The organism is Nocardioides sp. Iso805N, assembly GCF_000364605.1.
Taxonomy (GTDB): domain Bacteria; phylum Actinomycetota; class Actinomycetes; order Propionibacteriales; family Nocardioidaceae; genus Nocardioides.
Window position 1 is genome coordinate 47,297 of sequence record NZ_KB822578.1, and the last position, 15,739, is coordinate 63,035.

General features: G+C 69.4%; 13 protein-coding genes and 1 pseudogene. 9 read left to right on the forward strand and 5 right to left on the reverse strand.

Features of this window, described 5'->3' with window-relative positions; all coding sequences use genetic code 11:
* From H036_RS0110035 to H036_RS0110045, 3 genes are read left to right on the forward strand one after another with little or no spacing between them, the layout of a single operon-like run.
* Nucleotides 1-525 (forward strand): 2'-5' RNA ligase family protein, encoded by a 525-nt coding sequence (locus H036_RS0110035; RefSeq protein ID WP_017934655.1) that lies wholly within the window; start codon nucleotides 1-3, stop codon nucleotides 523-525.
* A complete protein-coding gene (locus H036_RS22420; protein ID WP_017934656.1) occupies nucleotides 525-1,562 on the forward strand; it encodes a YihY/virulence factor BrkB family protein in 1,038 nt (345 codons plus the stop codon). Before H036_RS0110035 ends, H036_RS22420 begins: the two co-directional genes overlap by 1 nt.
* Complete coding sequence (locus H036_RS0110045; protein WP_017934657.1) at nucleotides 1,559-1,780, forward strand: SCO4848 family membrane protein; 222 nt, start codon at nucleotides 1,559-1,561, stop codon at nucleotides 1,778-1,780. The genes H036_RS22420 and H036_RS0110045 overlap by 4 nt, the downstream gene beginning before the upstream one ends.
* Before the next feature lie 236 nt (nucleotides 1,781-2,016).
* On the opposite strand, the gene H036_RS0110050 is transcribed toward H036_RS0110045, so the two are convergent.
* The 3 genes from H036_RS0110050 to H036_RS0110060 are packed head-to-tail and all read right to left on the reverse strand — an operon-like array spanning nucleotide 2,017 to nucleotide 5,536.
* Nucleotides 2,017-2,760, reverse strand: coding sequence for a succinate dehydrogenase/fumarate reductase iron-sulfur subunit (locus tag H036_RS0110050; RefSeq protein ID WP_017934658.1), 744 nt, complete (start codon nucleotides 2,758-2,760; stop codon nucleotides 2,017-2,019).
* Nucleotides 2,757-4,820, reverse strand: a complete 2,064-nt coding sequence (locus tag H036_RS0110055) for a fumarate reductase/succinate dehydrogenase flavoprotein subunit (protein ID WP_017934659.1) — start codon at nucleotides 4,818-4,820, stop codon at nucleotides 2,757-2,759. The genes H036_RS0110050 and H036_RS0110055 overlap by 4 nt, the downstream gene beginning before the upstream one ends.
* 8 nt (nucleotides 4,821-4,828) lie before the next feature.
* Nucleotides 4,829-5,536: a succinate dehydrogenase cytochrome b subunit gene (locus tag H036_RS0110060; RefSeq protein ID WP_017934660.1), complete on the reverse strand. Its 708-nt coding sequence runs from the start codon at nucleotides 5,534-5,536 to the stop codon at nucleotides 4,829-4,831.
* A 192-nt stretch (nucleotides 5,537-5,728) separates the two neighbouring features.
* Between H036_RS0110060 and H036_RS0110065 the strand changes: the two genes are divergently transcribed.
* Nucleotides 5,729-6,613, forward strand: a complete 885-nt coding sequence (locus H036_RS0110065) for a LysR family transcriptional regulator (RefSeq protein ID WP_017934661.1) — start codon at nucleotides 5,729-5,731, stop codon at nucleotides 6,611-6,613.
* Between the two features lies 1 nt (nucleotide 6,614).
* On the opposite strand, the gene H036_RS0110070 is transcribed toward H036_RS0110065, so the two are convergent.
* Both H036_RS0110070 and H036_RS22425 read right to left on the reverse strand, forming a co-directional pair.
* Complete coding sequence (locus H036_RS0110070) at nucleotides 6,615-7,655, reverse strand: glycosyltransferase (protein WP_017934662.1); 1,041 nt, start codon at nucleotides 7,653-7,655, stop codon at nucleotides 6,615-6,617.
* Between the two features lie 75 nt (nucleotides 7,656-7,730).
* Nucleotides 7,731-8,744 (reverse strand): SPFH domain-containing protein, encoded by a 1,014-nt coding sequence (locus H036_RS22425; RefSeq protein WP_017934663.1) that lies wholly within the window; start codon nucleotides 8,742-8,744, stop codon nucleotides 7,731-7,733.
* Nucleotides 8,745-8,895: 151 nt separating this feature from the next.
* Between H036_RS22425 and H036_RS0110080 the strand changes: the two genes are divergently transcribed.
* From H036_RS0110080 to H036_RS0110100, 5 genes and pseudogenes are all read left to right on the forward strand, one after another.
* Nucleotides 8,896-10,659, forward strand: a complete 1,764-nt coding sequence (locus H036_RS0110080; RefSeq protein ID WP_017934664.1) for a methylmalonyl-CoA mutase family protein — start codon at nucleotides 8,896-8,898, stop codon at nucleotides 10,657-10,659.
* On the forward strand, nucleotides 10,656-12,824 hold the full coding sequence (scpA, locus tag H036_RS0110085; protein ID WP_017934665.1) for a methylmalonyl-CoA mutase: 2,169 nt from the start codon (nucleotides 10,656-10,658) through the stop codon (nucleotides 12,822-12,824). The genes H036_RS0110080 and scpA overlap by 4 nt, the downstream gene beginning before the upstream one ends.
* A 278-nt stretch (nucleotides 12,825-13,102) precedes the next feature.
* Nucleotides 13,103-13,375: pseudogene (locus H036_RS26165) on the forward strand (hypothetical protein); the annotation flags it as partial.
* A gap of 82 nt (nucleotides 13,376-13,457) precedes the next feature.
* A complete protein-coding gene (gene meaB / locus H036_RS0110095) occupies nucleotides 13,458-14,468 on the forward strand; it encodes a methylmalonyl Co-A mutase-associated GTPase MeaB (protein WP_017934666.1) in 1,011 nt (336 codons plus the stop codon).
* A gap of 145 nt (nucleotides 14,469-14,613) precedes the next feature.
* Nucleotides 14,614-15,711: a BMP family lipoprotein gene (locus H036_RS0110100; protein ID WP_017934667.1), complete on the forward strand. Its 1,098-nt coding sequence runs from the start codon at nucleotides 14,614-14,616 to the stop codon at nucleotides 15,709-15,711.
* Nucleotides 15,712-15,739: the final 28 nt, after the last annotated feature.

A 15,739-nucleotide genomic window follows, 5' to 3' on the forward strand; every position in this document is an offset into this window, starting at 1 on the left:
GTGCGCACGATCGGCGTAGCCATCCCGATCCCGGAGCCGTGGGGCAGCCAGCTCCAGCGCTACCGGGAGTCGATCGGCGACCCGATGGCCGAGCACATCCCGCCGCACATCACGCTGGTGCCGCCGGTCGACCTGGCGCCCGCCGTGGCGACCGAGGTCGAGCGACACCTGCGCGAGGCGGCGCAGGCGGTGACCCCCTTCACCGTGCACCTGCGCGGTACGGCGACGTTCCGGCCGCTGTCGCCGGTCGTCTTCGTCGCCCTGGCCGAGGGCATCTCGGGCTGCGAGAGCCTCGAGCAGGCGGTGCGTAGCGGCCCGCTCGGCGTGGACCTCAACTACCCCTACCACCCGCACGTGACGATCGCGCACGGTGTCGACGAGGCGGTCCTCGACCGGGCCTTCAGCGATCTTGCCGACTTCGAGGCCCGCTTCGAGGTGGACTCCTTCACGCTCTACGTGCACGACGACGTCGACGGCTGGGTCCCCGGCCACACCTTCGAGCTTCGAGCCGTCGTCGCGCGCTGATGGCCCTCAAGGACCGGATCAGCGCGCGGATCGAGCGTGTCCGCGCGCGCCGGCCCTGGGTGGACCACCTGGTCCGGATGCAGGAGCACTACGGCCGGGTCGGGGCATCCCAGCAGGCCGGCGCCGCGACGTACTTCGCCTTCTTGTCGTTCTTCCCGATCATGGCGCTGGCGTTCTTCGTCGTCGGCCGGGTGGCTCAGGTCTACCCGGAGGCCAGGCACGCGCTGCACCAGGCGATCAACGACGTGCTTCCGGGCCTCATCGGCGGGGGAGACGGACAGATCTCGATGGCCCAGCTGGAGGGCGCCGCCAACGCGCTGGGGATCTTCGGCCTGGTCGGTGTGCTGTACGCCGGGCTCGGGTGGCTCTCCTCGCTGCAGTCGGCGCTGCTGATCGTGTTCGAGACCCCGGCCCAGGAGCGACCCAACTTCGTCATCGGCAAGGTGCGCGACCTGGCCGCCCTGGTCGTGCTCGGCATCGTGATGCTGATCGCCGTGGCCGCCACCGGGTTCGTCCGCGGCTTCTCCTCCGACGTACTCGACTGGATGGGGGTCTCCGCGGAGCTGGGCTGGCTGCTGACCTTGCTCACCATCGTGGTCGGTCTGGCCGCCAACGCGCTGCTGTTCTTCGCCATGTTCACCCTGCTGGCCCGCCCCGATCTGCGGCAGCGCTCCCTGTGGCGGGGCGCGCTGCTGGGCGCCGTCGGCTTCGAGGCGCTCAAGCAGCTCTCCGGGCTGCTGCTGGGCGCCATCCAGGGCCAGCCCGCATTCCAGGTCTTCGGCATCGCGCTGATCCTGCTGGTGTGGATCAACTACTTCTCCCGGCTGACCCTCTACGCCGCCGCCTACGCCGTGACGGCCGAGCCGCCGCCGACGGTCATCGCGCCACCGGTGCAGGGCCCGTCCTCACCGCCGGCCGAGTTCCTGCCCGCCCTCGCCCGTACGGCGACGCCCTCCCCGGTCCGTTCCTTCGCCGCGGGGGCTGCGACGATGGCAGCACTCGCCGGCATGTTCGCGATCCTGAGGAGGAAGAAGTGAAGCTCGAGAAGCGCCACGGCGCGCTGCTGCTCGTCATCGGCATCTGGAACCTGGTGACCTGGTCCAACTTCGCCAAGAACCTGGCCAAGACGGCTCAGGACCCCGAGCAGCACCGCCCTCGGCCGTACTACGTCGCCCACGCCGTACTGATCGTGGTCAATGCGGTCATCGGGGGAGTGCTCGGCAGCCTCGGCCTGAAGGCTCTGCGCTCCCGCTGACCCGTCGAGAGGTCGGTTCCGACGGACCGAGAGGTCGGTTTCGACGGACCGAGAGGTCACTTCCTCGGCGTGCAGCCACGCCGTCGCCTGGGCGGTCAACTCGCCTCAGACAGCAGTGCCCCCGCCCGGAGGCGGGGGCACTGTTGTTGAACTGACTATTCAACCCGCGAAAGGTGACCCATCAACCCGCGAAAGGTGACCCATCAACCCGCGAAAGGTGACCTCTCAACGCAGGCTCAGTGGCCCTGCTTGATAGCGGTACGCAGGTCCTTGTTGAGCTGCGAGATCACGTCGAGCGGGATCTCCTTGGGGCAGGCAGCGGCGCACTCACCGATGTTGGTGCAACCGCCGAAGCCCTCGTGGTCGTGCTGGGCGACCATCGTGGAGACGCGCGAGTAGCGCTCCGGCTGACCCTGCGGCAGCTCACCCAGGTGGGTGATCTTGGCGCCGAGGAACAGCGAGGCCGAGCCGTTGGGGCACGCCGCGACACACGCGCCACAGCCGATGCAGGTGGCGACGTTGAAGGCGCGCATGGCCTTGTCACGCGGCGCCGGCACCGAGTTGGCCTCGGGGGCCGAGCCGGTGTTCGCCGAGATGTAGCCGCCGTTCTGGATGATCCGGTCGAACGCGGAGCGGTCGACGATCAGGTCCTTGACGACCGGGAATGGGTCGGCGCGCCACGGCTCGATGGTGATCGTGTCGCCATCGGAGAAGGAGCGCATGTGCAGCTGGCAGGTCGTGGTGACCTCCGGGCCGTGCGCCTGGCCGTTGATCATCAGCGAGCACATGCCGCAGATGCCCTCGCGACAGTCGGAGTCGAACGCGACCGGCTCCTCGCCGTGGGTGACCAGCTTCTCGTTGAGCAGATCGAGCATCTCGAGGAAGCTCATGTCCTCCGAGACGCCCTCGAGAGGGTAGGTGTGCATCGCACCGGCGGAGGTCGCGTCGGCCTGTCGCCAGATCTTCAGGGTCAGGTTCACTTGTAGCTCCGCTGCTTCATCTCGATAGCCGTGTAGATCAGGTCTTCCTTGTGCAGGACAGGCTTGGCGCCCTCGAGCGAGTCGCCGCCCCACTCCCAGGCCGCGACGTAGGCGAACTCCTCGTCGTGGCGCAGCGCCTCACCCTCGGGGGTCTGCGACTCGCCACGGAAGTGGCCACCGCAGGACTCGCGACGGTTCAGCGCGTCGATGCACATGAGCTCGCCCAGCTCGATGAAGTCGGCCACCCGGCCGGCCTTCTCGAGATCCTGGTTGAGGGAGTCGGCCGAGCCGAGGACCTTGACGTTGGTCCAGAACTCCTTCTTGAGGTCGCGGATCTTGGCGATGGCCTCGGTGAGGCCCTCCTTGGTCCGCTCCATGCCGCAGTACTCCCACATGATCTGGCCGAGCTCCTTGTGGATGGACTCGACCGAGCGGGTGCCGTTGATCGACAGGAACTTGTCGATCTGGGCCTGCACGCCGGCGCGGGCCTCCACGACTGCCGGGTGGTTCTCGTCGATCTTCTCGAACGGGCCGTCGGCGAGGTAGTCGCGGATGGTGTTCGGGAGCACGAAGTAGCCGTCGGAGAGGCCCTGCATCAGCGCGGAGGCACCGAGACGGTTGGCACCGTGGTCGGAGAAGTTCGCCTCGCCGGTGCAGAACAGGCCGTCGATGTTGGTCTGCAGGTCGTAGCCGACCCACAGGCCGCCCATGACGTAGTGCACGGCCGGGTAGATACGCATCGGGACCTGGTAGGGGTCCTCACCGGTGATGCGGGCGTACATGTCGAGGAGGTTGTCGTACTTCTCCTCGATCGCCTCCTTGCCCAGCCGGGCGATGGCGGCGGTCAGGTCGAGGTAGACGCCACGGCGGCGCTTGACCGGGGTGCCGTCCGTGCCCGTCTCGTCGACCTCGGGGCCGACGCCGCGGCCCTCGTCGCACATGTACTTGGCCGCACGCGAGGCGATGTCGCGGGGGACCAGGTTGCCGAAGGAGGGGTAGATCCGCTCCAGGAAGTAGTCGCGGTCCTCCTCCGGGATGTCACGCGGGTCCTTGGCGCAGTCGGCGGCGTTCTTCGGCACCCACATCCGGCCGTCGTTGCGCAGCGACTCCGACATCAGGGTCAGCTTGGACTGGTGCGCGCCCGTCACCGGGATGCAGGTCGGGTGGATCTGCGTGTAGCAGGGGTTGGCCATGTAGGCGCCCTTGCGGTGCGCACGCCACGCGGCGGTGACGTTGGAGCCCATCGCGTTGGTCGAGAGGTAGTAGACGTTGCCGTAGCCGCCGGTGGCGAGCACGACCGCGTCGGCGAGGTGGGTCTCGATCTCGCCGGTGACCATGTCGCGGGCGATGATGCCGCGGGCCTTGCCGTCGACGAGGACCACGTCGAGCATCTCGTGACGGCTGTACGGCGTCACCGTGCCGGCGGCGACCTGACGCTCCAGCGCCTGGTAGGCACCGAGCAGCAGCTGCTGGCCGGTCTGGCCGCGGGCGTAGAACGTGCGCGAGACCTGGACGCCGCCGAAGGAGCGGTTGTCCAGGAGGCCGCCGTACTCGCGGGCGAACGGGACGCCCTGCGCGACGCACTGGTCGATGATGTTGGCCGAGACCTCGGCCAGGCGGTAGACGTTCGACTCGCGCGAGCGGTAGTCGCCGCCCTTGACCGTGTCGTAGAAGAGCCGGTAGACCGAGTCGCCGTCCTCCTTGTAGTTCTTCGCCGCGTTGATGCCGCCCTGAGCAGCGATCGAGTGCGCGCGGCGCGGGGAGTCCTGGTAGAAGAACGACTTGACGTTGTAACCGGCCTCGCCGAGGGTCGCGGCCGCGGCGCCACCGGCGAGGCCGGTGCCGACGATGATCACCTCGAGCTTGCGGCGGTTGGCCGGGTTGACCAGGCGGTTTTCGAACTTGCGGTTGGTCCAGCGGGTGGCGATCGGACCGGTGGGGGCCTTCGGGTCGACGAGCTTCTCGCCGAGCACGTAGAAGCCGGCCGCGTCGTCGGAGACCTGCACGGACGCCTCGTTGTGGGCGACCAGGCCGGAGAGATCTGCAGTGGAGGATGCCATGGGATGCCTTACTTCGTGATGACGCCGAAGATGGTGAACAGGGGGACCAGCGAGAAGCCACCGGCGATCACGATCGCGACGACCCAGCCGGCGATGCGGGCTCGCGCACGGGACGCAGCGCTGTTGGTCAGACCCAGGGTCTGGCACGCGCTGAAGGTGCCGTGGTGGAGGTGGAAGCCGAGGCACAGCATCGCGATCAGGTAGATGACGCCCATCCACCACGAGGTGCCCGAGAAGCTGTCCACGAGCAGGTTGTAGGGGTCGTTGGTCGCGCCGCCGGAGATGTTGATCTTGCCGATGGTGAACTCGAGCAGGTGCCAGATGACGAAGAGCAGCAGCGTCACGCCGCCCCAGCGCATGGTGCGGCTGGAGAGCGAGGAAGCGACGTTCTTCTTCACCTGGTACTTGGTGCTGCGGGCGGCACTGGCGCGCTTCCACAGAGCCACGGCCGAGCCGACGTGCACGACGAGCGAGAGGATCAGGACGACGCGGATCACCCAGAGGGCGCCGCTACGGGGCAGCATCGGTGTGCCCAGCGTCCGCAGGTGCTCTGCATATGTGTTGTAGGCATCGTGGCCGGAGAAGGCCTTGAGGTTGCCGTACATGTGCAGTAGCACGAAGAGGATGAAGATGATCCCGCTGGTGGCCATGGCCAGCTTCAGCGCGATCGTCGAGCGCGTCGCGCGCACTCCCTTGACGAGTTCGGTCGTTGCCACGGGACGACACCGTACTCTTTGTGACGCTCGTCGCGATGCGGGGGGCAGTGTGAGATACGCCCGGTTACCCGCGGGTAGTCGCGCCGGGGCTTGCTCGGGGCGCCGGCGATCATCAGCGGGGATCGTGGTGAGCAGTCTGCTGTGCCTGCATTCGTTCCGTCCAATGAACGATCAGGTCAGTATGATCCGAACATGGATCGATGGTCGCCGAAGCTCGCTCCGCACGTCGCGGCGCTGGTCGCCCTGGCGGAGAACGAGTGCCACATGACGCGCGCCGCCTCGGCGCTCGGCATCCCCCAGTCCTCGATGAGCCGCCGCATCCATGCCCTGGAGGAGGAGCTCGGGCTCCCGCTGCTGATCCACGATGGTCGGATCGTCCGACTCACCCCTGCAGCCCAGCAGTTCGCCCGTCAGGCCCGTGAGCCGTTGCGCGATCTCGAACGGTTGGTCGGGGCGATCACCGGCGCGGCGGATCCCGACACCGGGACGGTCCGGTTCGGCTTCCCGCTGACGATGGGCTCGGGGCTCGTTCCCGACCTGCTCGTGGAATTCCGGCGGCGCTTTCCCGGCATCCGGGTCGCGCTCAAGCAGGCGCACGGTGCGCAGCTGGCTGCCGACCTGCTCGCGGGCAGCCTCGACCTGGCTCTCACCATCCCGGCACCCGACCGCCTGCAGCACACGGTCGTCGGCACGCAGGAGATCCACGTGCTCCTGCCGGAGGACCACCGCTTCGCCGAGGAGGATGAGATCCGGCTCGAGGATCTTCGGGACGAGACCTTCATCGCCAACCCGGCCAGCTACAACCTGCGCCAGCTCACGGAGTCCTGGTGCCGCAAGGCCGGGTTCAGACCCGATGTCGCGCTCGAGGTCACCGAGTTCGCCACCATCCGCGAGCTCATCAGCCGAGGGCTCGGGATCGCGCTGCTGCCCCACGACGAGCGCACCCCGCCGGGGATCGTCGAGCGACCGCTGGTCGGCGAGGGCCATCACCGCGACATCGCGCTCGTGTGGGGTGCCGCGGTCGAGGCACCAGCCACGCGGCGGCTCTCCACGTTCCTCCGCGGGGAGCTCGCCTGACCTACGCCGGCGTGAGCGCGTACGGCGCGACCAGCTCGTCGACCGCGTCACGCCACGTGCGCTCCAGCGCCAGCTCGCGTCCGCGCTCACCCAGCAGCCGGCGGCGTGGGTCCGCTGCGACGGCCGCGACCGCGTCGGCGAGGCCGCCCTCGTCGGAGGGGTCGTAGAGCAGACCGGTCTCCAGGTGGCGCGCCACGCCGACGGCGCCACCCGATCGCGGTGCCACCACCGGCAGCCCGGAGGCGGCCGCCTCGCGCAGCGCGTGGCTGCAGGTCTCCTCGGTGCCCGGGTGGACGAGTACGTCGAGCGAGGCCAGCGCGGTGGCCAGGTCGCCGCAGGTCAAGGGGCCGGTGAAGCGGGCCTCGGGCAGCCGCTGCTCCAGCCAGCCGCGCTGGGCCCCGTCGCCGATGATCACCGGCCGGATGCCGGGCACGGTCCGCAGCGCCGCGAGCTGCCGTACGCCGTGGCGTTTGGCGAGCGCTCCGACGTACCCGACGACGATCCGGGGCCCGTCGGGGCGGCGGGCGCGCGACCACTTCTCCGCGAGCCACTGGTCGCGCAGGGCGGGGGAGAAGGCCGCACCGTCGACGCCGGGCAGCCACAGCTCGGCCTCGACGTCGAGCTCGGCGAGCCTCTCGACCATCCAGCGGGCGGTGACGACGAGCCGGTCGGCGCGATCAGCGACGCGGGAGCGCCAGTACTCGATGAGAGGGTCCGGCACCGGCGACTGCTGCACCACCACGGTGCGCACGCCGAGCGCGCGGGCGTGCTTGAGCGCCTTGCGGCCCAGCCGGCCGGGATTGGCGACATGGACGAGGTCGGGCTCGAACTGCGCCAGCGCCGCCCGCACCTGTCCGCCCGGCTTCGCGACGGGGTTCACTCGGACCACCCGGCTGCGGTTGTAGCTGCTCAGTCCCGGACCTGGGGCGATGAAGCGCACCTCGTGGCCGGTCTCGATGAGTCGATCGGCGATCGCCTTCAACGTCGTGGTGGCGCCGTCGGTCGCGGGATAGAACGTGTCGGTGACCAGCGCGATCCTCATGTGAACGACGGTGGCCCGATGAGGTGGCGGTACGGCGAGCAGCGGGTGGATGTCGCCTGAACTCCTCGGCCGCCCTCACTTCGTGGAGCTGCTCGACTTGTCCGCGGAGCCGGACGCCGACGTGCCCAGGACGAGGTTGCTGCCGCTGCCGGGCCAGCACGAGAACCCGGCCGGGATCGTCTGGCCCGCCTTCACGATCTCCTCCAGCGTGTCCAGGCACTTGCTGACCAGGACGTTCGGGTCGTGCGACACCGACGCCGCCAGGGCCTGGTTGGCGGCGGCCTCGGCAGTCGCGGTCTTCTGCCGCTGCTCGGCGATCCGGGTGTTTCCGACCTCGGCCTGGTAGGCATTGATCTTGGCCTGGGTCGAGTCGGCCAGCCGCAGGAACGACAGGGTGACCGAGTCGATCAGGATCTGGCTCGTGCCGTGGTTCATCGAGGCCAGACGCTGGTTCATCTGGTCCTCGATCTGCTGGCTGAACTTGTCGAGGTTCGGAGCGGCACTGATCTGCGTGTTGTCCTGGCTCGAGTTGGCGGCGGTGTTGACGTTGGCGAGCGGGTTGAAGGTGCCGAGCACGTCGTTGACCGCGCCCTTGAGCTGGGTGACGACGAGGCTGTCGCGGATCGTCTGGTTGACGTCGTTGCTGCGGTAGTTCTGGAACAGCGTGCTCGCCTCGTCCGGGGCGATGTGCCAGCGGATGGTCAGGTCGGCACACGCGGTCGAGGAGTCGCCGATCCGGACCTGGATGCACGAGTTGCCGGCGAACTCGTCCGGCTGGATGGCTGCATCCATCTCGGTGACCTTCTGCCACGGTGCCTTGAGGTGGACGCCGTTGGAGAGGTCCCGGCCGGTCGGCTTGCCGAAGGAGGTCACCACGCCGACGTCCTTGGTCCCGACGGTCGTGACGCAGTCGGCGACCACCCACACCACCGCCAGCACGACGATGGCCGCCAGGCCGATGCCGATCACCCTGCCGGTGCGGAGCGGGGCGGCCGGCCTGCCGCCGCTGCGCTTGGCCTGCCCGCGGGTGCGCTCCCAGACCAGGTAGCCGGCGACGGCGAGGACGACGAGGAGGATCAGGATGCCCACGGGGACCCTTTCGAAAAGTGTGCGGATGGATGTTCGCGGCGACGAGCGCTCAGGATGCCGGATCGCGGGCCGGGCCGTGGCCGATGTCCTCGACAGGTCGGGAACGTCACACTCTGTGGCGCAGGCCACTAGCCCTGCCTAATGTGCGCGCATGACCTCCATCGAGCTCACGCAGCCCGAGGACGCTCACACCCGCGAGGAGTGGGAGCAGGGCGCCGCCGGCGTCCTGCGCAAGAGCGGCCGCATCGGCGAGGGCGACCCCGACAGCCTGGTCTGGGCGAAGCTCACCAGGACCACTCTCGACGGCATCGGGGTGACCCCGCTCGGCATCCCCGGCGGCGACAGCGTCTCGGTCCGTCCCGCACGGGTCGGTGCCTGGGACATCCGTTCGCTGATCGCCGACCCCGACGCCAAACGGGCCAACGAGGCCGCACTGGTCGATCTCGACGGTGGTGTGACCAGTCTCTGGGTCAGCGCCGATGCGCAGACCGACCTGGCCGCGACGCTCGACGGCGTACTGCTGGACCTGGCGCCGGTCGTGCTCGACGCGCCGGCCGCGCCGCTGGCTCTCGCCCAGGCGTTCCTCGCGTACGCCGATGAGCGCGGGGTCGACCCCCATCCGGGCAGCAACCTCGGCGCCGACCCGATCGGGGCCGCACTGCGGGCCTCGGCTGTTGGGCAGGATCGGGCCTCGACAAGTTCGGCCGACGACGCTGTCTCGTTCACCGGCGCTGTTTCGTTCACCGAGCTTGTCGAGGTGGCACGACTCGCCCACGGCCACGGCATCCTCGGCGTGGTCGCCGACGCCACCGCCGCCCACGACCTCGGTGCCAGCGACGCCCAGGAGCTGGGCTACGGGATCTATGTCGCCACCCAGTACCTTCGTGCGCTGGCTGGGGCCGGGCTCTCCATCGAGGAGGCTGCCGGGCTGATCGAGTTCCGCTTCGCCGCCACCGACGAGCAGTTCCCGACGATCGCCAAGCTGCGCGCGGCGCGCCAGCTCTGGACGCGCGTGCTGGAGCTGTCGGGGGTCTCGACCGGCGTCGACACCCGGATCCACGCTTGCACCTCGCGGCCGATGCTGAGCAAGTACGACCCCTACGTGAACATGCTGCGCGGCACGGTCGCCGCCTTCGCTGCCGGCGTCGGGGGAGCGGACGCCGTCACCGTGTTGCCGTTCGACTCGGCCAACGGCCGACCCGAGGGCTTCGGCCGCCGGATCGCCCGCAACGTCAGCCACCTGCTCATCGACGAGTCGCACGTCGCCGCCGTCACCGACCCTGCCGGAGGTGCGTACGCCGTCGAGCAGCTCACCTCCGACGTAGCCACTGCCGGTTGGGCGCAGTTCCAGCTGCTGGAGCGCGAGGGTCTGGAGCCGTTCAGGGGCCGCGTCGCCGAGATCGTCGCCAAGCGCGAGCTCGAGATCGCCAAGCGCAAGCGCCCGATCACCGGCGTCTCGGAGTTCCCCAACCTTGCCGAGACGCTGCCCGAGCGGGCGGCGGACCCCCTCAACGACCGCGTACGCCGCTACGCAGGCTCCTTCGAGCAGTTGCGCGACAACCCGCCGGCCGGGCACGTCTTCCTGGCCACGCTGGGCCCGGTCGCTCAGCACACCGCCCGGGCGACCTTCGCCAGCAACCTGTTCGCCGCCGGCGGGGTCGGCGTCGACGTCGCCGGCGCGACCGCCTCGCCGGCCGAGCTGGTCGCGGCCTACCAGGGACAGCCGGTCGTCTGTCTCGCCGGCGCCGATCCGGCCTACGCTGAATGGGGCCAGGCTGCGGCCGAAGCACTCCGAGGCGCCGGCGCGACGTACGTGATCGTGGCGGGGCGGCCGGTGGACTACACCGACGACTCCTGCGCCGTGGGCGCGGACGCCCTTGCCTTCCTCCACCGAGTCCGGGAGAAGCTGTCGTGACGATTCCTGATTCCTTCGCCGACCTGCCGCTGCAGGGCCCCTCGACGGACGCCGAGCCTGTCGAGGCGCCGATCGCGAGCCCCTCGACAAGCTCGGGGAACGTGTGGCAGAGCCCCGAGGGCATCGACGTACGTCCGCTCTACACCGCTGCCGACCTCGAGGGCCTCGACGGCCTCGACACCTGGCCCGGCCTCTCGCCGTTCCTGCGCGGCCCCTATCCGACGATGTACACCAGCCAGCCGTGGACCATCCGGCAGTACGCCGGCTTCTCCACCGCGGAGGAGTCCAACGCCTTCTACCGGCGCAACCTGGCGGCCGGGCAGAAGGGCCTCTCGGTCGCGTTCGACCTGGCCACCCACCGCGGCTACGACTCCGATCACCCGCGGGTGCGGGGCGACGTCGGCATGGCAGGGGTCGCGATCGACTCGATCTACGACACCCGCACGCTGTTCGACGGCATCCCGCTGGACCAGATGTCGGTCTCGATGACGATGAACGGCGCGGTCCTGCCGGTGATGGCGCTCTACATCGTGGCCGCCGAGGAGCAGGGTGTGAAGCCCGAGCAGCTCGCCGGGACGATCCAGAACGACGTGCTCAAGGAGTTCATGGTCCGCAACACCTACATCTACCCGCCGGCCGGGTCGATGCGGATCATCGGCGACATCTTCGGCTACACCGCCCAGCACATGCCGCGGTTCAACTCGATCTCCATCTCCGGCTACCACATGCAGGAGGCTGGGGCGACCGCCGATCTGGAGCTCGCCTACACGCTGGCGGACGGCGTCGAGTACATCCGGACCGGTCTCGCAGCAGGCCTCGACATCGACGCGTTCGCCCCCCGGCTCTCGTTCTTCTGGGCGATCGGGATGAACTTCTTCATGGAGGTCGCCAAGCTGCGCGCGGCCCGGGCGCTGTGGTCGCGACTGGTGCGTGAGTTCGACCCGAAGAGCGCCAAGTCGCTCTCGCTGCGCACCCACAGCCAGACGTCCGGCTGGTCACTGACCGCGCAGGACGTCTTCAACAACGTCGGGCGTACGGCGATCGAGGCGATGGCGGCGACCCAGGGTCACACCCAGTCGCTGCACACCAACGCGCTCGACGAGGCGATCGCGCTGCCGACCGACTTCTCGGCCCGGATCGCGCGCAACACCCAGCTCCTGTTGCAGCAGGAGAGCGGCACGACCGGCACCATCGACCCGTGGGGCGGCTCCTACTACGTGGAGCGGCTGACCCACGACCTGGCCGAGCGCGCCTGGGCGCACATCCAGGAGGCCGAGGCCGCTGGCGGCATGGCCAAGGCGATCGAGCAGGGCATCCCGAAGATGCGCATCGAGGAGGCCGCCGCCCGCACCCAGGCACGGATCGACGCAGGGACGCAGAAGGTGATCGGCGTCAACACCTACCGGCTCCCGGTCGAGGACCCGCTCGAGGTGCTCAAGGTGGACAACGACGAGGTCTACCGCCAGCAGGTCGCCAAGCTGGAGCGGCTGCGCGCCGAGCGCAACGGCGAGGATGTCGAGCGCACCCTCGCCGCGCTGACGAAGAGCGCCGAGACGGGCCAGGGCAACCTGCTCGAGCTCGCTGTCGACGCAGCCCGGGCCAAGGCCACGGTCGGCGAGATCAGCGACGCGATGGAGAAGGTGTGGGGTCGCCACCAGGCGGTGATCCGTACGATCTCCGGCGTGTACCGCGACGAGGCCGGTGAGGCAGGCAACGTGAAGGCAGTGCTCGACGCCACCGCCGACTTCGAGGAGGCGGAGGGCCGTCGTCCTCGCATCCTGGTCGCCAAGATGGGGCAGGACGGTCACGACCGCGGTCAGAAGGTCGTCGTCTCCGCCTTCGCCGACCTCGGCTTCGACGTCGACGTAGGCCCGCTGTTCAGCACCCCCGAGGAGGTCGCCCAGCAGGCGGTGGACGCCGATGTCCACATCGTGGGGGTCTCCTCGCTCGCGGCCGGACACCTGACGCTGCTGCCCGCGCTGAAGCAGGCGCTGGCGGACCAGGGCCGGCCGGACATCATGATCGTCATCGGCGGCGTGATCCCGCCCGACGACGTACCGACCCTGAAGGAGATGGGTGCGGCCGAGGTGTTCCTGCCCGGCACGGTCATCGCCGACTCTGCCCTCGACCTGCTCGAGCGGTTGCGCGGCCAGCTCGACCACTGATCCTCAGCACCTCCTCCTACGCCCTGGCTGCCCCGGCAGCCGGGGCGTAGGACGTATCTGCGGGCCCTGATCTCGGGCCGAGAGGTCGGGACTCAGGTCTTTCCGGGCCTCGTTCACCAAACGGACGGCTGTAGTCCGCCGAGGTGAATCTTTACTTTTCGCGATCGGACGCCGGTCGTTCATTCCCGGTCCTTAGCGTCGGCGCGGCTCCTTGGAGCGCCCCACGTGAGATCGAGGAAAGCAGCCGCATGCCCACATCACCGCACCGAGGCACCCACATGCCTCGACTGGTCCGACCACTCCTCGCCGCGACCGCTCTGGTCACCGTCGGCGGACTCGCCCTGACACCGTTGGCCGCCCAGGCCGCCGGCCCCCTGCCTTCGGTCGCCGCGGCGACCGCCGACATCGATGCGACCGACAACACCCAGTACGTCGATCCCTTCATGTCGACGCAGGGCGACGACGGCCAGAACCTGCCGGGCGCCCAGGTGCCGCACGGCCTGGCCAAGCCCAACCCGATGACGTCACCCGGTCGCTCGCACTCGGGCTACGACTACTCCCAGGCTGCTCGGCCAGCCGGGGCGTACCCGCGTCTACGACCGGATCCTCGAGCGGGCCAGTACCCTCAGGCGCATGCCTGCCGATCTCGTGACCGACCTGCTCGATGGCATCACGAGAGGGCAGCGGGCCGCCGTCTCCCGGGCGATCACGCTGGTGGAGTCCACCAAGCCGGCCCACCGCGAGCAGGCGCGCGAGCTGCTGACCCGGCTCTCGCAGCGTGACGTCCCGACCGGCACGCAGCGACCGCTCGGCGTGGTGCGGGTGGGCATCTCCGGGGTGCCGGGGGTGGGCAAGTCGACCTTCATCGAGTCGCTCGGCACCCTGCTGACCGGGCAGGGCCACCGTGTCGGCGTGCTCGCGGTCGACCCGTCCAGCGTTCGCACCGGCGGGTCGGTCCTCGGTGACAAGACCCGGATGGCCCGGCTGGCGGTCGACCCGAACGCCTTCATCCGGCCCAGCCCCAGCGCCGGCACCCTCGGGGGAGTGGCCCGCGCGACGGTGCAGGCGATGACGGTGCTGGAGGCCGCCGGGTACGACGTGGTCCTGGTCGAGACCGTCGGGGTCGGACAGTCCGAGGTGACGGTGGCCGGGATGGTCGACACCTTCCTGTTCCTCACCATCGCCAACACCGGCGACCAGTTGCAGGGCATCAAGAAGGGCATCCTCGAGATCACCGACGTGGTCGCTGTCAACAAGGCCGACCCGACCGACGAGGCGCGCGCCCAGCAGGCCCGGGCCGCGGCGCGCGAGCTCGCCGGTGCGCTACGGCTGGTCCGCGGGCGCGGCGAGTGGGTGCCGCCGGTGGTGACCGCCTCGGGGCTGACCGGACACGATGTCGAGGGCGTATGGGAGCAGGTGCTCGGCCACCGCACCCATCTCGGCGAGCAGGGCCTGCACGACAAGCGCGCCCAGCAGCAGCTGGAGTTCACCTGGGCGCTGGTCCGCGACGAGCTCGACCAGCGGCTGCGGCACTCGCCCGGCGTACGCGCGATCCGTGGCGACGTCAGCGCTCAGGTGCTGGCGGGGGAGCTGCCGGCGACGGTGGCGGCCGACCGCCTGCTGGCGGCGTACGACGCCGAGTAGGCCGCCTCGGAAGGCCGCTAGCGCACTGCTGCGTAACAAACATGTATCCGTCCGCGCAACCGTGTGTCCCGTGGCTGAGCGCTGCCTTAATGTTGGCCGCATCGGTGCGGCGCCGGTCGGGCTGCCGCGATCCCAAGGAGGACCTTTGCGTCACGTTGCCAAGACCATCGCCGCGATGGGCGCAGTCGCGCTGATCGCGGCCGGCTGCTCCAGCAAGGCGGACAACAACGCCTCCGGCAGCTCCAGCGCGGGCTCTTCGACGAGTGCTGCCACCGGCGCCAAGATCAAGGCCTGCATGGTGCTCGACACCGGCGGTGTCGACGACAAGTCGTTCAACCAGTCCTCGTGGGACGGCCTGCAGGCCGCGGCCAAGACCAACCCGAACATCACGCCCTCGTACGTCGCCTCGAACACCAGCAACGACTACACGCCCAACCTGACCGCGCAGACCAACGCCGGTTGCGACACGATCATCGCGGTCGGCGGTCTGATGGCCGACAACGTCAAGAAGATCGCGACGGCCAACCCGAGCCAGCACTACGCGGAGATCGACAACCCGTCGACCGCCGGCAACGTCTACGGCCTCGAGTTCAACACCGCCCAGGGCGGCTTCCTCGGGGGCTACCTCGCCGCGGCGATGAGCAAGTCCGGCACCGTCGGCACCTGGGGCGGTCTCAACATCCCCCCGGTGACGATCTACATGGACGGCTTCTGGGAGGGCGTCCAGTACTACAACCAGCAGAACAAGAAGAGCGTCAAGGTCCTCGGCTGGAACGAGAAGGACCAGAAGGGCGGCACGTTCTCGGGCTCCTTCACCGATCAGAACAAGGGCAAGTCGATCACCCAGGCGATGATCCAGCAGGGCGCTGACATCATCTTCCCGGTCGCCGGCGGCTCGGGTCTGGGCGCCGGTGCCGCGGCCGAGGCCTCGGGCGGCAAGGTCAACCTGATCTGGGTCGACACCGACGGCTACGAGAGCGCCGCTCAGTACGGCAAGTACTTCATCACCTCGGTGACCAAGGGTCTCTCGCAGTCGGTGCAGGACTACATGAAGCAGGTCGGCACCGGGACCTACCCGACCGGCAACTACGTCGGCACCCTGCAGAACGGTGGCACCGGCCTCGCGCCGTTCCACGACTTCGACTCGAAGGTCCCGCAGAGCGTCAAGGACTCGCTGAGCAAGGTCACCACCGACATCGAGTCGGGCGCCATCAAGATCACCTCGCCGAGCCAGCCGAAGTGACGCTGATCTGAGCAGTACGACGAATCGT

Bases quoted from the DNA above. Each gene is read 5' to 3' on its own strand.
- H036_RS22420 (WP_017934656.1), top strand. From the start codon at position 525: ATGGCCCTCAAGGACCGGATCAGCGCGCGGATCGAGCGTGTCCGCGCG.
- H036_RS0110055 (WP_017934659.1), bottom strand. From the start codon at position 4,820: ATGGCATCCTCCACTGCAGATCTCTCCGGCCTGGTCGCCCACAACGAG.
- H036_RS0110065 (WP_017934661.1), top strand. From the start codon at position 5,729: ATGGATCGATGGTCGCCGAAGCTCGCTCCGCACGTCGCGGCGCTGGTC.
- H036_RS0110070 (WP_017934662.1), bottom strand. From the start codon at position 7,655: ATGAGGATCGCGCTGGTCACCGACACGTTCTATCCCGCGACCGACGGC.
- H036_RS0110080 (WP_017934664.1), top strand. From the start codon at position 8,896: ATGACCTCCATCGAGCTCACGCAGCCCGAGGACGCTCACACCCGCGAG.
- meaB (WP_017934666.1), top strand. From the start codon at position 13,458: ATGCCTGCCGATCTCGTGACCGACCTGCTCGATGGCATCACGAGAGGG.